Genomic DNA, 17,744 nt, shown 5'->3' on the forward strand with positions numbered 1-17,744 from the left:
TGGATACCGGGCCATAATGGTATGTTCTTGCCCTTGGATAACGTGATCATTTAAGCAATTCGCAAGGGGATTTACGCAATGCGTATTATTCTGCTCGGAGCTCCGGGTGCAGGTAAGGGGACTCAGGCTCAGTTCATTATGGAGAAATACGGTATTCCGCAAATCTCCACGGGTGACATGCTGCGCGCCGCGGTGAAAGCCGGTTCGGAGTTGGGTCAGAAAGCCAAAGAGATTATGGACGCCGGTAAACTGGTTACCGACGAACTGGTTATCGCACTGGTTAAAGAGCGTATCGCCCAGGAAGATTGCCGCAACGGCTTCCTGCTGGACGGTTTCCCGCGCACCATTCCTCAGGCTGATGCCATGAAGGAAGCGGGCATCAAAGTCGACAACGTGCTGGAGTTCGCGGTACCTGATGAACTGATCGTTGAGCGTATCGTTGGTCGCCGCGTACACGCGCCGTCTGGCCGCGTTTACCATGTGACGTTCAATCCACCAAAAGTGGAAGGGAAAGACGACGCGACCGGCGAAGAGCTGACCACGCGTAAAGATGACCAGGAAGAGACCGTGCGTAAGCGTCTGGTGGAATATCATCAGATGACCGCTCCGCTGATTGCTTACTACAGCAAAGAAGCCGCAGCAGGTAACACCGCTTACCACAAGATCGACGGCACCCGTAAAGTGTCTGAAGTCAGCGCTGAACTGGCTAAAATCCTCGGTTAATCCCTGGTTAGTGCTCATTGAGCCAGGAAAACCTGGCTCAATTGCAGCAATTGGTTTCTCCCCCGTCTTTTTCCGCTAAAATAAGTCTCGTTTGCATTTCGCACCATGCCTGAAATCAAGGAATAACAATGAGGCAAGATAAGCCCGGCGTACTGTTGGTTAACTTAGGCACACCCGATGCCCCGACCACACCAGCCGTAAAACGTTACCTTAAGCAATTCCTCAGCGACAAGCGCGTGGTCGATACTCCGCGCTGGCTATGGTGGCCGATTCTCAATCTCGCTATTTTGCCGCTTCGTTCACCGCGCGTATCAAAGCTGTATGCTTCAGTATGGATGGACGAAGGTTCACCGCTGATGGTGTATAGCCAGCGCCAGCGTGCGGCACTGGCGGCACGGCTGGATATGCCGGTGGCACTGGGAATGAGCTACGGAAATCCGAGCCTGAAAAGCGCCATCGATAGCCTGATGGAGCAGGGCGTTAACCGCCTGATCGTACTGCCGCTGTATCCGCAGTTCTCCTGCTCTACCGTTGCCGCGGTGTGGGACGGGATTACCAGCGTGTTTGCCGGTTACCGCAGTCTGCCGTCGGTAAACTTTATCCGCGATTATGCTGAGCACCCGGCCTATATCGCCGCCCTGAAAGCCTCGGTTGAGCGTTCATTTGCTAAGCACGGCAAGCCGGATCTGCTGGTGGGCTCGTTCCACGGCATCCCACAGCGCTTTGCTAATGAGGGTGACGACTATCCGCAGCGCTGCCATGACACCTTTGAGGCACTGAAAAGCTCGCTCGGTCTCAGCAGCAGTGAGGCGATGCTCACCTTCCAGTCACGCTTTGGCCGCGAGCCGTGGTTGATGCCCTACACCGATGAGACGATGAAGTCCCTGCCGGCAAAAGGCGTGAAGCATGTGCAGATCATGAGCCCGGGCTTCTCGTCTGACTGCCTGGAGACGCTGGAGGAGATCAACGGCGAGAACCGCGAAATCTTCCTGCACGCGGGCGGCACGCGCTTTGAGTACATCCCGGCACTGAATGATGATGAAGCCCACATCACCATGATGATGGAACTGGTGAATCAGTATCGCTAATACCACGGGGCGGTAACGCCCCACAGCGATCGTCTCGGAGCGCATTTATGTTATCATTGCGCTCTGATCCCCTGCCCGTAGCCCGCAAATATGAAATTCCCCGGTAAGCGTAAATCCAAACACTATTTCCCCGTCAGCGCGCGCGATCCGCTGCTGCAGCCGGTTCAGCCGGTCAATGATGCCGCCAACAGCTGGATCGTCGGTATCGATCAGATCCTGGTGGATATTGAAGCCAAAGTGGACGACGAGTTTGTGGCCCGTTACGGCCTGAGCCTCGGGCACTCGCTGGTCATTGAAGATGACGTGGCGGAAGCGCTGTACGCCGAGCTGCACCGCGAAAACCTGATCACCCATCAGTTTGCCGGCGGCACGATTGGCAACACCCTGCATAACTACTCGGTGCTGGCGGATGACCGCTCGGTCCTGCTCGGCGTGATGTGTGAAAACGTGCAGATCGGTGGCTATGCCTACCGTTACCTGTGCAACACTTCCAGCCGCACCGACCTGAACTATCTGCAGGGCGTGGAGGGGGCGATTGGCCGCTGCTTTACGCTGATTGGTGATAACGGTGAACGCACCTTCGCCATCAGCCCGGGCATGATGAACCAGCTGCGCCCGGAGAGCATCCCGGAAGAGGTGATCGCCGGAGCATCTGCGCTGGTGCTGACCTCCTATCTGGTGCGCTGCAAGCCGGGCGAGCCGATGCCCGCCGCCACCATGCAGGCGATTAGCTATGCCAAAAAGCATGATGTCCCGGTGGTACTGACGCTCGGCACCAAATACGTGATCGCCGATAACCCACAGTTCTGGCGCGATTTCCTGCGCGAGCACGTTTCGGTAGTGGCGATGAATGAGGATGAGGCGTTTGAGCTGACCGGAGAGAGCGACCCGTTACAGGCGGCGAATATCGCCCTCGACTGGGTGGATCTGGTGCTGTGCACCGCCGGGCCAAACGGACTGTATATGGCGGCGTTTACCGAAGAGTCCGGCAAGCGCGTGACCCAGCATCCGCTGCTGCCGGGGGCCATTCCGGAGTTTAACCAGTATGAGTTCAGCCGCGCCATGCGCCATCAGGACTGCACCCAGCCGCTGCGTATTTTCTCGCATATCGCGCCGTACATGGGCGGGCCGGAGAAGATTATGAACACCAACGGGGCAGGGGATGGCGCACTGGCCGCGCTGCTGCACGACATCACCGCCAACAACTTCCACCGGGTGAACGTGCCGAACTCCAGCAAGCATGCGCGCAGTTATCTGACTTACTCTTCGCTGGCGCAGGTGTGTAAATACGCCAACCGCGTCAGCTATCAGGTGCTGAATCAGCATTCACCGCGCCTGACGCGCGGCCTGCCGGAGCGGGAAGATAGCCTGGAAGAGTCATACTGGGAGCGGTAAATTCATCACGGGTTACAACCGCTCCCGGCCTGGTAGGGGCTGACCCTCTTTTTCGGTCAGCCCGCAATGGTGAAATGGGTAAACGGTCGTTCCATAAGATCCCGGCGGGTTAAATCGGGCACTCCTGGGGGGCTTCTTCCGTGTTTAGCAGCAGTAAATTCAACATACTATTGGCGATCTCACGTTCGCCCATCACCACGCGATCCGCACCGCGCTCCATAATGTAATCCACCTCATCGTCATAGTGCGCACGGGCGATAATCTCAATGTTCGGGCGCTTCTCACGCGCTGCCGTCACAATCTCCCCCGCTTCATAGCCATTCGGAATAGTCAGCAGCAGCCAGCGTGCGCAGTCGAGACGCGCCAGCTCCATGGTATCGATGCGCGCCGCGTTACCCAGCACCGCTTTGATGCCCTGCTCGCGTAAGGCTTCCACGCGCGGCCGGCTGTTCTCCACCACCACAATCGGCACGCCGGCTGCCATCAGGCGGCTACCCAGCAGGCTGCCAACGCGGCCAAAGCCGACAATCACCGCGTGGTTGCACAAATCCACCGGGATCTGCTTCTCTTCCTCTACGGCCTCTTCCATCGTCAGCTGTTCGATGCTTTCGGTTTTTTGCAGATACTTCTCCAGCAGAGCAAACAGAATCGGATTGAGCATAATCGACAGGATAGCCCCCGCCAGCACCAGGTTGCGCCCGCTGTCCGGCAGCAGATTCAGGGAGATCCCCAGCCCGGCGAGAATAAAGGCGAACTCACCAATCTGTGCGAGGCTGACGGAGATGGTCAGCGCGGTTCGCTTTGAGTGACCAAACATGCTGACCAGCAGCAGCGCCACCAGCGATTTGCCCAGCACGATAATCGCCAGTGCGCCGAGCACCGCAAGCGGCTGCTGGATCAGGATCATCGGGTCGAACAGCATCCCGACCGAGACAAAGAACAGCACCGCAAACGCATCGCGCAGCGGCAGCGTATCGTGCGCCGCCCGGTGGCTCAGCTCCGATTCATTCAGCACCATTCCAGCGAAGAAGGCACCGAGCGCGAAGGAGACATCAAAGAATTCTACCGCGCCAAAGGCGATGCCCAGCGCCAGCGCCAGCACCGCCAGGGTAAACAGCTCGCGCGAGCCGGTGGCGGCACTGCGGGCGAGGATCCACGGCACCACGCGCCGGCCCACCACCATCATCAGCACCATAAACGCCACCACCTTACCAATAGTGATCAGCAGGTCGAACAGCACCATGCCGACGCTGGCTTTGCCCTCTTCAAACAGCCCGGCCACCGCAGGCAGCAGCACCAGCGCCAGCACCATCACCAGGTCTTCCACAATCAGCCAGCCAATCGCAATCTGTCCGCGCTGGCTGTCAATCAGCTGTCGTTCTTCCAGCGCGCGCAGCAACACCACGGTGCTGGCGGTGGAAAGGCAGAGTCCAAACACCAGCCCGGTCATCATTGGCCATCCCAGCGCCCACGACAGCCCCATTCCGAGCAGCGTGGCGGCGGCGATCTGCGCAATCGCCCCCGGGATGGCTATCGACTTTACCGCCATCAAATCTTTCATCGAGAAGTGCAGACCAACGCCAAACATCAGCAGGATCACGCCAAGCTCGGCCAGCTCTGGCGCCAGGTTGGTATCGGCGACAAAACCCGGGGTAAATGGCCCGGCCAGCACGCCAGCCAGCAGATAACCGACCAGAGGAGAGATGCGCAGGCGGTTCGCCAGCATACCGAAGAGGAACGCGAGGACTAAGCCTCCGACAATCGTGGTGATAAGCGGTGTGGTGTGGTGCATATCCTCTCCTTTGAATGGAAATGTGTCCGATTGTAAGTTTTTAGTGTATGGCAAATTCTGACGGGGCGCTTGTCATAATTGGTAATAACGGCAAAAAATCTGAATCATTGAGATGAAGTTGCCAGAAAGTGCGATTTATCCCACTTATCAGTGTGCGGAGCAGGCTTTGCAGGAGGGTAACCCGGCGCGAAATACAGTTATCGCACCGGGCTGGGACTATTTACGGCGGTTATCAGGCAGGAAAGCAGTCAGGATGCCAAGAAGCGGCAGATAAGCACAGATTTGATAGACCACATCAATGCTGCTGTGGTCAGCCACCAGGCCCAGTACCGCCGCGCCCAGCCCGCCCATGCCGAAGGCAAAACCGAAAAACAGACCGGAAACCATGCCGATACGCCCTGGCATCAGCTCCTGGGCATACACCAGAATGGCGGAAAAGGCTGAGGCGAGAATAAAGCCAATCACTACCGACAGCGCGCCGGTCCACCACAGGTTGGCGTGCGGCAGCAGCAGCGTAAACGGCGCCACGCCGAGAATGGACACCCAGATCACGCGCTTGCGGCCAATACGGTCGCCGATCGGCCCGCCAATCACCGTCCCGGCCGCCACGGCGAACAGAAACGCGAACAGGTGCAGCTGCGCGCTCTGCACCGTCAGGCCAAACTTGTGCATCAGATAGAAGGTGTAATAGCTGCTCAGGCTGGTGAGATAGAAGTATTTGGAGAAAATCAGCACCAGCAGAATCGAAATGGCCAACGCCACCTGACGGCGGGGCAGCGGGCTAACGGCACTCTGCGCATGGCTTTTACTGGCGCGATGCTGAGTCTGATACCAGCGGCCGATCTGCAACAGCACCACAATCGCCAGCAGCGCGGCCAGCGAGAACCATGCGACGTTGCCGCGCCCGTAAGGGGCAATGATCAGCGCGGCCAGCAGCGGGCCGAGTGAGCTACCCAGATTGCCGCCCACCTGGAACAGCGACTGCGCCAGGCCGTGACGGCCGCCGGATGCCATGCGCGCCACGCGTGACGACTCGGGATGAAACACCGACGAGCCAGTACCCACCAGCGCCGCCGCGACCAGTACCATGGGGAAGTTATTCGCCATCGCCAGTAGCACCAGCCCGGACAAGGTAAAGCCCATGCCAATCGGTAGCGACCACGGCTGCGGGTGTTTATCGGTATAATAGCCAATCAGCGGCTGCAGCAGCGAGGCGGTCACCTGATAGGTCAGGGTGATCATGCCGATTTGCACAAAGCTCAGCGAGAAGTCACTCTGCAGCAGCGGGTAAATCGCCAGGATCAGCGACTGGATCATATCGTTTAGCAGATGGGCAACGCTGATCGCGCCGAGAATGCCAAAAGCGGTACGCTTCACCGGCAGATTCGCTGAAGCGAGGGTGTCATTACTTGCCATAAATTAACCTGTCATCGAAATTTGTTTTTATTAGAGAAGTTCAAGGGTGTGCCCCTGCCTGCAATATAAGACGGAGAGATTACCCTTCAGACCTCATCCTGCTGCATAATCAGCCGGAAGTCACAAAAAATTAAAACTTTGTTACCTAATGCAGTTGTTCAACAAGGAGAGGCAGAGTGCCAGTAATGAAAAAAAGTGTAATCAGCGTGCTGACGGTAGCGCTGTTATCCACCCCGCTGATGGCGCAGGCGTGGGTGAAAGATCGCACCTATAAATTTACCGTCCTGCACACCAACGATCACCATGGGCGCTTCTGGCCTAACGAGCATGATGAGTATGGTCTGGCGGCGCAAAAAACCATGATGGACCAGATCCGCTATGAAGTGCAGGCGCACGGCGGCGCGACGCTGATCCTCTCCGGCGGCGATATCAATACCGGCGTACCGGAATCGGACCTGCAGGATGCCGAACCGGATTTTCGCGGCATGAACCTGATTGGCTACGACGCCATGGCGATTGGCAATCACGAGTTTGATAACCCGCTTTCCGTCCTGCGCCAGCAGCAAAAATGGGCTAAGTTCCCGCTGCTTTCCGCCAATATTTATCAGAAAAGCACCGGCAAGCGCCTGTTCCAGCCCTATGCACTGTTCAACCGCATGGGCCTGAAGATTGCGGTGATCGGCCTGACCACCGATGACACGGCGAAGATCGGCAACCCGGAGAACTTTACCGACATTCTGTTCCATAAACCGGCCACCGAAGCGAAAGCGGTGGTGGAAGAGCTGCGTGCAACAGAGAAGCCTGACGTGATTATTGCTGCCACCCATATGGGGCACTATGACAACGGCCAGCACGGTTCCAACGCCCCGGGCGATGTGGAGATGGCGCGCGAGCTGCCTGCCGGTTATCTCGATATGATCGTCGGCGGCCACTCGCAGGACCCGGTGTGTATGGCGAAAGAGAATGTGAAGCAGGCCGACTATGTACCGGGCACCCCCTGTACGCCGGACCGCCAGAACGGCACCTGGATTGTGCAGGCGCACGAGTGGGGCAAATATATTGGCCGCGCCGACTTTACCTTCCTGAACGGCAAGCTGACGCTGGAGCACTACGAACTGGTGCCGATCAACCTGAAACATAAGATTACCAACGCTGACGGCAGCAGCAGCTGGGTGAACTACACGCCTGAAATTGTCAAAAACAGCGCCATGCAGAAACTGCTGACGCCGTTCCAGAAAAAAGGCGAAGCGCAGCTCGGCGTAAAAATCGGCAGCGTCAATGGCCATCTGGAGGGGGATCGCAGCAAGGTGCGCTTTGTACAGACCAACATGGCACGCCTGATCCTTGAAGGGCAGATCGACCGCACCAAAGCCGATTTCGCGGTGATGAGCGGTGGCGGCGTGCGTGATTCGATTGAAGAGGGCGCAATAACCTATAAAGACGTGCTCAAGGTGCAGCCGTTTGGCAACACGCTGGTGTATGTCGATATGAAAGGCAGCGAGGTGGAAAAATATCTGGCGGTGGTGGCCAATAAGCAGGTGGATTCCGGGGCTTACGCTCAGTTTGCCCGCGTCAGCCTGGTGGCCGACGGTACGGGCGTCAGCGCGGTGAAGATCAATGGTCAGCCGCTGGATGCGGAGAAAACCTACCGCATGGCGACGCTAAGCTTTAACGCCACCGGCGGTGACGGTTACCCGGTGATTGATAAGCTGCCGGGCTACGTGAATACCGGCTTTGTCGATGCGGAAGTGCTGAAACAGTACATTGAGAGCCACTCACCGCTCGACGTGGCGAAATACCAGCCTGCCGGAGAAATTGTCTATCAAAAGGGCGGAGAACAACCGGCCGAGAGTGCAAAGCCGGTAGAGGATGAGAAGCCGCTGGCGCCGAAGAAATGGCGCCAGGCGAAAATCGATACTGCCATGCGTTAACGGATTTTTTTCTCCAGGGGTCGGCCGCTTTTTGGGTCGACCCAAACGTCAGCCTGCGGGCGGACCGAAACAGCGGGGCCGCCCCGACAAATCCGTTCCCGCACTTTATCGTACAGCCAGTTATACAACATGGTGTAAGGCAGGAAGAACAGGAAAAACGCCACTTCAATCAGGAATGCCTGCCACAGCGAAATGCCCAGCATCCAGGCTGCAATCGGCAGGCCGATAAGAATAAATCCACCCTCGAAGCCCAGCGCGTGCAGCACGCGTAATCCCACTCCTCGCTTAACCTTATTACGCGGCCACAAGCGGTCAAAACCGGCGTTATAAATCATGTTCCAGACCATTGCTACCGTTGACAACATAATTGCCAGCGCGCCCATCTGGAATAACGGTTTATCCATCACCCACGCGGCCAGCGGCGAAACAATCGCAATCGCCAGAACCTCAAAACCTGCGGCGTGAAAGAACCGTTCTTTCAGGGAACGACCAGACATAGTGAACTCCATTATTTTCAGTAAAACAGGGCTAGTAAATTGCCTTTGGGGCCTGGCATGCCTGGCCCGAATATGTTGGTCATTATCCGCCGTTTTTTTGCTAAGATAAAATGACTATCCATCGATAAAAGCGATATATCTATGCGCTACTCCCCGGAATCTCTTGAAGCCTTCGTTCAGACTGTAGAAAGCGGTTCGTTCTCGGCGGCGGCGCGTGCGCTGCGCAAAAGCCAGTCCACCGTCAGCACGGCGGTGGCCAATCTGGAAAGCGATCTTGGCTTCACGCTGTTTAACCGCGAGGCGCGCACCCCGGTGCTGACCGAAAACGGCCAACGGGCGCTGGCGCAGGTGAAAGAGATCCTCGCGGCGTCATCACAGCTGGATGAGCTGGCAATGCGCCTGGCGGGGGAGGTGGAACCCTGTCTGCGGCTGGCGATCTCCGATTTCTGGCAGGCGGATTATCATGAATCGCTGCTGCAGCGCCTCTCTGCGCGTTACCCGGACATTGAGTTTGAGTGCATGATTGCCGAGGATGCCGACGTTATCGATCTGCTGCAAAATGGCCGTGCGCACATTGGCGTGGTGCGGGTGCAGCAGCACTACCCGGTGGATATCTGCGTGCAGCGCTTGCAGGTTGAAGCGCAGATGGCGATCTATCTGCATCAGGATCATCCGCTGGCGCAGCAGGCGCAGGTCAGTGAAGCGGAGTTAAAACAGCTGCGCCAGCTGCGGCTCAATACCTGGGTGGAGCAGCAGCCCGCACCGGCCGGAAAAGTGTGGCTGGCACCGTCGTATCTGCTGCTGCTGGAGATGGCTGAGCAGGGTTTTGGCTGGAGTATTTTGCCGCGCTGGCTCACCGAACAGTTTGGTCATCAGCTGCTGCGCGAGCTGCCGGTGGCGGGCTGGCCGCAGAATATTCAGGTGGATGCCGTCTGGTCACGCCGGGCGCCGCCGGGGCCGGCAGGGCGCTGGATGATCGATCAGCTGATTGCCCAGCGATCGGACTAATCGCGTTTGGCGATATCGGCGAAGCGGGCGTCGAGCAGCTGCGCCAGATCCTGCGGGGCCAGCTCGATATCCAGCCCGCGGCGACCGCCGGAGACATAAATGGTGGCAAACTGCTGCGCCAGCTGGTCGATAACCGTCGGCAGGCGTTTTTTCTGCCCCAGCGGGCTGATGCCGCCCAGCAGATAACCGCTGCTGCGCTGCGCAAACTGCGGATCGGCCATTTCGACCTTTTTCGCCCCCAGCGCTTTCGCCACCTTTTTCAGATCCAGCTGTCCGGCAACCGGGGTGACCGCCACGGCCAGCGTCTTATTGTCACCATTTAGTGCGATCAGCAGCGTTTTATACACCCGATCCGCATTGAGATTGAGCTTGCGCACCGCCTCATCGCCAAAATGCGTTTCGCTGCTGTCGTGCTCGTAAGGGTGCAGCGTAAATGTGACCTTTTGTTTTTCAAGCAGTTTTACTGCGGGTGTCATAATCACTCACCTTCTTTGCGCGACATGATAAAAGAGTGAACCTCTGATGAATAAAAAACTGGCGAAATTTTGCGCTTTGAGCGACAATCTGGCCCGCGTCAGCCCGAGGGCTGAGACGATAACAAAAATCATAAAAATGTTGTTATTGACGGGCCGATTTCAACATCGGCCTTTTTTTTATGCTTTTTTCAGCAGGCCGGGCAGGTTGCCTTCGCCGTAAAGGTGCAGCGCGCCGACCGCCACCACGTAACGTCCCGGCGGGAGCTGGCGCAGCAGCTGGCTCCACTGCTGATTGCGCTGATGCATCAGCAGGTCGTTGAGACTGCTGCTGAAGGTGTTCGGCAGCTCCAGCTTGCCGAGGCTGCCCGGCGGCGCTTCCAGCCACCAGCTGACCATAGTTTGCAGCAGGCGGGCGTTGGTGTGCCAGTGCTCCAGCGTGTCCTCCAGCAGCGGCAGTCCGTTGTCCGGCAGGGAGTTCAGCAGCGCCAGCTGGGTTTCCGGCCCCTCCAGCTCAATCACCTTTTTTTCCAGCCCGCGCGCGGCCTGCAGCAGCTGATAGTCGATGCCGCAGTCGGCGTGCAGCCCAAGGCGCTGAGCCTGCTGCGCCTGCAGCATCAGCGCCACCTGCCAGGCGGGCAGCGTGTCGATGCGCTCCGGGGAGATCCCCAGCTCTGCCGCCCGCTGTTGCAGGGTGCTGAGCTGCTCAGCGCTGAGGCGCTCTGCCAGCGGTGGGCAGACTGCGCTGTCGCTGAACGGCGAGCCACCGGCGGTAATATCGGCCTCCACTATCAATGCGTCGGCCTGGCGTAAACGCGCCATCAGCACGGCAGGCAGCGGCAGCATATTGCGCGTGCCCATATGAATACTGCCGACCAGATGCAGCCGGCAGTCGCCCAGCATGACGTCCAGCGCCGGATAGCTGTAGTTCACCGGCCAGAACCTGTCGCGTAGCGCCCGCAGTACCTGCACAAGATTCCTCATCATTTCCCGCCTCATCCGTTTAGTGCCACCATGCTAACGCGATAACTCGCTGACGGACAGGGCAAAACGAAGCGCAGCCGCGAGGATTCAGTGCTGCGGCGGACGATAGCGGATCAGGCGGTTGGCGTTGCTGACCACGGTAATCGAAGAGAGCGCCATTGCTGCGCCAGCCACCACCGGGCTGAGCAGCGTGCCGGTCAGCGGGTAGAGCACCCCGGCCGCGATCGGGATCCCCGCCGCGTTATAGATAAACGCCCCAAGGAGATTCTGTTTCATATTACGCAGGGTCGCTTTGGCGATGGATAACGCATCGACCACCGCATTCAGATCCTGGCGCATCAGGGTAATCGCCGCCGTTTCAATCGCCACATCACTGCCGCCGCCCATGGCAATGCCGACATCGGCCTGTGCCAGCGCCGGGGCATCATTGATGCCGTCGCCAATCATCGCCACCTGCTGGCCCTGCTGCTGCAGGTGGGCGATCGCTGCGGCTTTACCCGCCGGTAATACGCCCGCAATCACCCTGTCGATCCCGGCTTCGCGCGCAATGGCAGAGGCGGTGATTGGGTTATCCCCGGTCAGCATCACCAGCTGATAACCGCGCTGGTGCAGGCGCTGCAGCGCGCCGACGCTCTCCTGGCGCAGCGGATCGCGGATGGCAAACAGGGCGACAAGGTGGCCGTCGGCGGCCAGCAGCACCGGAGTAGCCCCCGTCTCTGCCAGCTTATCCATCTGCTGCTGCACGCTATCGGTGGCAATCTGCTGCTGCGCCATCAGCGCGGGGTTACCCAACAGCAGCGGAATGCCGTCGAGTATGCCGCTGACGCCCTGGCCCGGTATGGTACGAAATTGCGCAATGTCCGGCAGGGAGCTAAGGCCCGCACGCGCGACGATTGCCTGCGCCAGCGGATGGCCGGAACCCTGCTCCAGCGCGGCAGCCTGGCGTAATACCGACGCCTCATCGGCCCCGTTAAACAACTGAATCGCGACCACGCGCGGCTTGCCCTCGGTCAGGGTGCCGGTTTTATCGAACACCAGCGTGCTGAGGGTGCTGGCCCGTTGCAGTGCATCGGCATCGCGCACCAGCACGCCAAACTCGGCGGCGCGCCCGACGCCGGCAATAATCGACATTGGGGTGGCCAGACCGAGCGCACAGGGGCAGGCGATGATCAGTACGTTGGTGGCGATCACCAGCGTGTAAACGATTTGCGGGGCGGGGCCGAACAGATACCAGACGGCGGCGCTCAGCAGCGCAATCACCACCACGGTGGGAACAAAGATCGCCGAGATCTTATCCGCCAGCTGGCCGATCGCCGGCTTGCTGCTCTGCGCCTGGCGCACCAGCTGGATAATGCGCGACAGGGTGGTATTTTTGCCAATCGCATCGGCCCGCAGCAGCACGCTGCCATCCTGCATCACCGTTCCGGCATGCAGCGTATCGCCTGCAGATTTCTGCTGCGGAACCGCTTCCCCGGTCAGCATGGCCTCGTCCAGCCAGGCTTCGCCCTGGATAATCGTGCCGTCAACCGGCACGCGATCGCCGGTGTTGACCCGAAGCGTCATCCCCAGCGTTACAGCGCTGAGCGCCAGGGTCTGCTCGCCCCGGTCAGTGACCACGCGCGCCGTCGGTGGCGTCAGGTCCAGCAGCTTTTCCAGCGCCTGCGACGAGCGCTGGCGCGCGCGCTGCTCCAGCATATGCCCAAGGTTAATCAGGCCGATGATCATCGCGCTGGCTTCATAGTAGAGGTGGCGGGCGGCCATGGGGAACAGGTCGGGCCACAGGTTGACCGCCATGGAGTAAAGCCAGGCCGCCGCGGTGCCGAGCGCCACCAGGGTATCCATCGTTGCCGTACGGTTGCGCAGGCTTTTCCACGCGCTGCGGTAGAAGTGCCCACCGGCAATCGCCATCACCAGCAACGTCACTACGCCAACCATCAGCCAGCCGCTGCGGTTGGTGGCGCTCAACATCATATTGTCGCCGACCATGCCCCACAGCATCAGCGGAATACCGAGCGCCAGCGCCAGCGCCGCCTGCCAGCGAAAACGCTGCACTGCGGCCTGCGCGCTCTGCTGCTGCTTTTCCCGCCGCTTAACGTCATCTTCGATGATTTCTGCGCCATAGCCGGCACGCGTCACCGCGTCAATCAGGGACTGCGGCTGCGCCGAACCCAGCACCAGCGCGCTGCGCTCGGCCAGGTTCACCCGCGCCTGGCTAACGCCGTCCACCTCCTGCAGCGCATGCTGCACGCGGCTGACGCAGCTGGCGCAGCTCATGCCGTCAATCAGCAGGTGAAAACTCTCTGCCGGAAGCGTGGCATCATCCGCTGTCAGCGCTTCCGGCTGAGTTTCTGAGTCTGTCAGCGGATCAGCCTTTGGGTGTGAACCGTCCTGCGCGATGCGGGCATGGTAGCCCGCCTGCTCAATCGTGGCGATCAGCTGTTCGGCACTGGCGTCGCCGGAAATGCGTGCAGCATCAATGCTGACTTCCGCCAGTTCAACATCCGGGCGTTTTTCCAGCGTCTCTTTCACCCGCTTCACGCAGTGGCCGCAGGTCAGACCGTCGAGAGCCAGTAAGGTTATTTGCGACATATCATCACTCCTGTTAATCCGGTTTGACCCGGAACTGTTTTTGCATTAGTTATGGAGGTTAAACCTTCCATCAAGGGGAAGGTCAAGGGGGCGATAATGAACATCAGCGACGTGGCAAAAAAAACCGGCTTAACCAGTAAAGCGATTCGTTTCTACGAGGAGAAAGGGCTGGTGACGCCGCCGCTGCGGACGGAAAACGGCTATCGCAGCTACAGTGCCAAACAGCTGGAGGAGCTGACCCTGCTGCGTCAGGCCCGCCAGGTGGGGTTTACTCTGGATGAGTGCCGTGAAATGGTCAGCCTGTTCAACAACCCGCAGCGCCATAGCGCCGATGTCAAAGCGCGCACGCTGAGCAAAGTGGCGGAGATTGAAGCGCATATCACCGAGCTGCAGCTGATGCGCCAGAAGCTGTTAGACCTGGCAGCCAGCTGCCCCGGTGATGACGGGGCCGACTGCCCAATTATCGATCGTCTGGCGGGCTGCTGCCACAGCGCGCAACGCAGTTAGCCGGTGCGGCGCACCACGCGCAGCGTGATCCCCTCCACTGCCACCACCACGATATTTGTTCCCGCAGGCAAATCTTCCTCCGCCTGCACGCGCCAGTTACCGTCCCCGATGCGTACATGGCCGAAGCCGTTGACCAGCGGCGCATCCAGCGTCAGTTGGCGACCCACCATCTGCTGACCGCGCTGGTTCAGGGTGGAAGGGGGCTGCTGGCGATCGCGGCCTTTCAGCCAGCTGTACCACCACAGCGCGGCGAGAATGGTCAGCACGGCGAAGCTCAGCCCCTGCCATGCCCACGGCATCGGCACCAGCCACACCAGCAGGCTGACCAGCACCGCCGCCACGCCGCTCCACAGCAGATAGCCGCTGGCCCCGAGCATCTCGGCGGCCAGCAGCAGGCCGCCCAGCGTCAGCCACAGCCACCATGGATTAGCTAACAGCTCATCCAGCAGCATCAACGTTTACGCTCCGCTTTGCTTTCGCCCAGCAGTTCACCGATCCCGGCGATGGAGCCCATCAGGCTGCTGGCATCCAGCGGCATCATCACCACTTTGCTATTGCTGGAGGAGCCGATATTTTGCAGCGCGTCGGTATATTTCTGCGCCACGAAGTAGTTAATCGCCTGAATATCCCCGGCGGCAATCGCCTCGGACACCATTTTGGTGGCCTGCGCTTCCGCTTCGGCCCCGCGTTCACGCGCTTCGGCCGCGAGGAATGCCGACTGACGCTCGCCTTCCGCTTTCAGGATCTGCGACTGCTTCTCGCCTTCGGCGCGCAGGATTGCCGCCTGACGTACCCCTTCCGCTTCGAGGATATCGGCGCGCTTGGTACGCTCGGCCTTCATCTGCGCGTTCATCGACGCAATCAGTTCGGCAGGCGGGCGCACGTCGCGGATCTCAATACGGGTAATTTTGATGCCCCACGGGTTGGTGGCTTCATCGACAATATGCAGCAGGCGGGTATTGATGTTATCGCGCTGCGACAGCATCTCGTCCAGCTCCATCGAACCAAGCACGGTACGCATGTTGGTCATGGTGAGGTTGATGATCGCCAGCTCAAGGTTGCTGACCTCATAGGCGGCGCGCGCCGGGTCGACCACCTGGATAAAGCACACGGCATCGATGGTGACGCTGGCGTTATCTTTGGAGATGATCTCCTGTGAGGGGATATCCAGCACCTGTTCCATCATATTGATTTTACGACCTACGCGATCCATAAACGGGACCACCAGGTTCAGGCCAGGCTGCAGCGTATTGGTGTAGCGACCGAAACGTTCCACGGTCCACTGGTAGCCCTGCGGAACAATTTTAATCCCGGACCAGACAAGGATCAGTGCCAGAACGATAATGACGGGAATCACAGTAAACATAAAATAACCTCCGGATTGTTATTATTGTAGGGGCTGATGGCGTTACCTGCCGCCCCTGTCTGGCACCTGTGCCAACCGTGGAGGGTTGACCGGAAAAGAGGGTCAACCCCTACAGGGTCATACTTTGCGCAACGGTAGGGGACGACCCTGTTTTTCGGTCGTCCGGTGTGTGAATCATTTGTAGGGGACGACCCTCTTTTTCGGTCGTCCGGTGTGTGAATCATTTGTAGGGGACGACCCTCTTTTTCGGTCGTCCCGCTCTTAGTACAGCAGAGAATAGAGCTGACGGCGGTATTTCGCGGCCAGCGCATCGCCGGTCCCCAGCGCGGCGAGGATCTCCTGCAGCATCTTACGCGCCTGACCATCGGCCGCGCCGAGATCTTTCTTCAGATGGCTGAACAGCAGCTCCAGCGCCTCTTCATTGCGCCCGACCTGGTGGAACTGCAGCGCCAGCTGGGTGGCCAGCTCGACGTTATCCGGCTCGGCTTCAATCTGCTGCTGCAGCTGCTGAATTTCCGGCGTATCCGCCGCCTGCTTCAGCAGGTCAATCTGCGCCACCAGCCCCTGATAGCGGGTATCCTGGTCCTGCAGCGGCACCACTTTCAGCACCGCTTCGGCTTCTTCACTGCGGTTGAGGCCAATCAGCACTTCCGCCAGCAGGAAGCCGATCTCGCTGTTCTGATTGCTCAGCGCCCATGCATCCTTCAGCAGCGGCAGCGCATCAATCAGCTTGCCTTCGTCCATCAGCTGCATCGCCTGCTGCGCTAACAGCTGCTCTTTTTTCGGCAGCACTTTTTCCAGCAGGGCGCGCACCGCTTCTTCCGGCTGCGGGCCCTGGAAGCCGTCAACCGGCTGGCCGTTCTGGAACAGGTACACGGTCGGAATCGAGCGCAGGCCAAACTGCTGCGCTACGGCCGGCTCGGCGTCACAATCCAGGCGCGCCAGAATGAACTGTCCGGCGTACTCCTGGGCCAGGCGGTCAAGCAGCGGCGTCAGCTGCTCACAGTGCTGGCTGCGGCCGGACCAGAAGTAGAACAGAACGGGGATCTGCATCGACTGTTCCAGCGTCTGGTGCAGGTTGGTTTCGTTAATCTCGACGATCGCGGCTTGTGGTGACATGAATTTCATCTCTTTAATGACTGATGTTGCTAACTGTATGGGGGCAGAGGCCGCAGCTTCAAGGGCCGCAGGCTAATTCTGGCGTAATAACCGATCCATCATCCAGCCCGGCAGTAAACGGCGTAACGCGCTGAGCGCGTGTGCGACCAGCGTCACAGGATAGCGCAGGCGCGGGTGGCGGCTCTCCAGCGCGTGCCGCAGCTTGGGCAGAATCGCCTCCGGCGGCAGCGTGAACCGCGCGGCAATGCCGGGGTTCTTCACCGGCTGGTCCTGCTGCGACTGATGGACATTATCGGTGAAGCGGGTGTGGATCGGGCCAGGTTCGATCAGGCTGACGCGCACGCCGCTGCCGTGCAGCTCCATGCGTAACGCATCGGACCAGGCTTCCAGCGCATACTTACTGGCGGCGTAAGCCCCGCGCTTCGGCGTAGAGATCAATCCCATCACCGAGCTGGTATTAATAATGCGCCCGCTGCCGCCGTTGATCAAAGCCGGCAGCAGCAGGGTGGTGAGCTGGTGGGTGCCAAACAGATTGGTGGCGAACTGCTGCTCCAACTGCTGGCGGGAGATCGACTGCAGCGGGCCATACAGCCCGAAGCCGCCGTTGTTAAACAGCCCATAGAGATCGCCGCCGCACAGCGTGTGGATCTGCGCGGCGGCCCGCTCAACGCTGGCAGCATCGTCGAGGTCGAGCAGCACGCCGCTGAAACCCAGCTGGTTCATGCGCTCTACATCCTGCGGTTTACGGCAGGCGGCAATCACATGGTAGCCGCGCCGCAGCAGATCGTTGGCGGATACCAGACCGATACCGCTGGAACTCCCGGTAATCACTATCGATTTTTGCATTTCTTTACCT

16 protein-coding genes are annotated in these 17,744 nt (G+C 59.4%); 6 read left to right on the plus strand and 10 right to left on the minus strand.

All coding sequences use genetic code 11. From position 1 onward, the window contains the following. Window positions 1-78: 78 nt before the first annotated feature. The 3 genes from adk (at window position 79) to J2Y91_RS13830 (ending at window position 3,206) form a co-directional block, all read left to right on the plus strand. Window positions 79-723 (plus strand): adenylate kinase, encoded by a 645-nt coding sequence (gene adk, locus J2Y91_RS13820; protein ID WP_048916888.1) that lies wholly within the window; start codon window positions 79-81, stop codon window positions 721-723. Between the two features lie 128 nt (window positions 724-851). Then, window positions 852-1,811, plus strand: coding sequence for a ferrochelatase (gene hemH / locus J2Y91_RS13825; protein ID WP_048916887.1), 960 nt, complete (start codon window positions 852-854; stop codon window positions 1,809-1,811). A gap of 90 nt (window positions 1,812-1,901) precedes the next feature. Then, the gene (locus tag J2Y91_RS13830; protein ID WP_048916886.1) at window positions 1,902-3,206 is read left to right on the plus strand and encodes an inosine/guanosine kinase; all 1,305 of its coding nucleotides are present in this window, start codon (window positions 1,902-1,904) and stop codon (window positions 3,204-3,206) included. A gap of 109 nt (window positions 3,207-3,315) precedes the next feature. Here the strand turns inward: J2Y91_RS13830 and ybaL are convergent, their stop codons facing one another. Next, window positions 3,316-4,998, minus strand: coding sequence for a YbaL family putative K(+) efflux transporter (ybaL, locus tag J2Y91_RS13835; protein WP_048916874.1), 1,683 nt, complete (start codon window positions 4,996-4,998; stop codon window positions 3,316-3,318). 216 nt (window positions 4,999-5,214) lie between these two features. Next, window positions 5,215-6,414 carry an MFS transporter gene (locus J2Y91_RS13840; RefSeq protein WP_048916873.1) on the minus strand — a complete coding sequence of 400 codons (1,200 nt, stop codon included), beginning with the start codon at window positions 6,412-6,414 and terminating at the stop codon, window positions 5,215-5,217. Window positions 6,415-6,599: 185 nt separating this feature from the next. Between J2Y91_RS13840 and ushA the strand changes: the two genes are divergently transcribed. Further along, entirely contained in the window at window positions 6,600-8,345 is a 1,746-nt protein-coding gene (ushA, locus tag J2Y91_RS13845; RefSeq protein ID WP_133624254.1) for a bifunctional UDP-sugar hydrolase/5'-nucleotidase UshA, read from the plus strand. Here the strand turns inward: ushA and J2Y91_RS13850 are convergent. Then, window positions 8,342-8,842 (minus strand): multidrug/biocide efflux PACE transporter, encoded by a 501-nt coding sequence (locus J2Y91_RS13850; RefSeq protein WP_133624253.1) that lies wholly within the window; start codon window positions 8,840-8,842, stop codon window positions 8,342-8,344. The genes ushA and J2Y91_RS13850 overlap by 4 nt on opposite strands. 141 nt (window positions 8,843-8,983) lie before the next feature. Here J2Y91_RS13850 and J2Y91_RS13855 point away from each other — a divergent pair, with 141 nt between their 5' ends. Beyond that, window positions 8,984-9,850 (plus strand): LysR family transcriptional regulator, encoded by an 867-nt coding sequence (locus J2Y91_RS13855; RefSeq protein ID WP_048916871.1) that lies wholly within the window; start codon window positions 8,984-8,986, stop codon window positions 9,848-9,850. On the opposite strand, the gene ybaK is transcribed toward J2Y91_RS13855, so the two are convergent. From ybaK to copA, 3 genes are all read right to left on the minus strand, one after another. Continuing rightward, window positions 9,847-10,326: a Cys-tRNA(Pro)/Cys-tRNA(Cys) deacylase YbaK gene (gene ybaK, locus J2Y91_RS13860; protein ID WP_133624252.1), complete on the minus strand. Its 480-nt coding sequence runs from the start codon at window positions 10,324-10,326 to the stop codon at window positions 9,847-9,849. The two genes, J2Y91_RS13855 and ybaK, sit on opposite strands and share 4 nt — an antisense overlap. Window positions 10,327-10,503: 177 nt before the next feature. Continuing rightward, window positions 10,504-11,307, minus strand: a complete 804-nt coding sequence (locus J2Y91_RS13865; protein WP_048916869.1) for a TraB/GumN family protein — start codon at window positions 11,305-11,307, stop codon at window positions 10,504-10,506. Window positions 11,308-11,394: 87 nt separating this feature from the next. Then, entirely contained in the window at window positions 11,395-13,896 is a 2,502-nt protein-coding gene (gene copA / locus J2Y91_RS13870) for a copper-exporting P-type ATPase CopA (RefSeq protein ID WP_133624251.1), read from the minus strand. 96 nt (window positions 13,897-13,992) lie between these two features. On the opposite strand from copA, the gene cueR reads away from it, so the two are divergent. Beyond that, complete coding sequence (gene cueR / locus J2Y91_RS13875) at window positions 13,993-14,403, plus strand: Cu(I)-responsive transcriptional regulator (protein WP_133624250.1); 411 nt, start codon at window positions 13,993-13,995, stop codon at window positions 14,401-14,403. Here the strand turns inward: cueR and J2Y91_RS13880 are convergent. The 4 genes from J2Y91_RS13880 to J2Y91_RS13895 all read right to left on the minus strand — a co-directional run bounded on the left by J2Y91_RS13880 (window position 14,400) and on the right by J2Y91_RS13895 (window position 17,734). Then, window positions 14,400-14,852 carry an NfeD family protein gene (locus tag J2Y91_RS13880; protein WP_133625108.1) on the minus strand — a complete coding sequence of 151 codons (453 nt, stop codon included), beginning with the start codon at window positions 14,850-14,852 and terminating at the stop codon, window positions 14,400-14,402. The two genes, cueR and J2Y91_RS13880, sit on opposite strands and share 4 nt — an antisense overlap. 2 nt (window positions 14,853-14,854) lie before the next feature. Beyond that, a complete protein-coding gene (locus tag J2Y91_RS13885; RefSeq protein WP_048916866.1) occupies window positions 14,855-15,769 on the minus strand; it encodes an SPFH domain-containing protein in 915 nt (304 codons plus the stop codon). A 261-nt stretch (window positions 15,770-16,030) separates the two neighbouring features. Next, complete coding sequence (locus tag J2Y91_RS13890) at window positions 16,031-16,888, minus strand: co-chaperone YbbN (RefSeq protein ID WP_048916865.1); 858 nt, start codon at window positions 16,886-16,888, stop codon at window positions 16,031-16,033. A 72-nt stretch (window positions 16,889-16,960) separates the two neighbouring features. Further along, window positions 16,961-17,734, minus strand: a complete 774-nt coding sequence (locus J2Y91_RS13895) for an SDR family oxidoreductase (protein ID WP_133624249.1) — start codon at window positions 17,732-17,734, stop codon at window positions 16,961-16,963. Between the last annotated feature and the right edge of the window lie 10 nt (window positions 17,735-17,744).

The sequence above is a fragment of the Erwinia aphidicola genome, from assembly GCF_024169515.1.
In the GTDB taxonomy this organism is placed as follows: domain Bacteria; phylum Pseudomonadota; class Gammaproteobacteria; order Enterobacterales; family Enterobacteriaceae; genus Erwinia; species Erwinia aphidicola.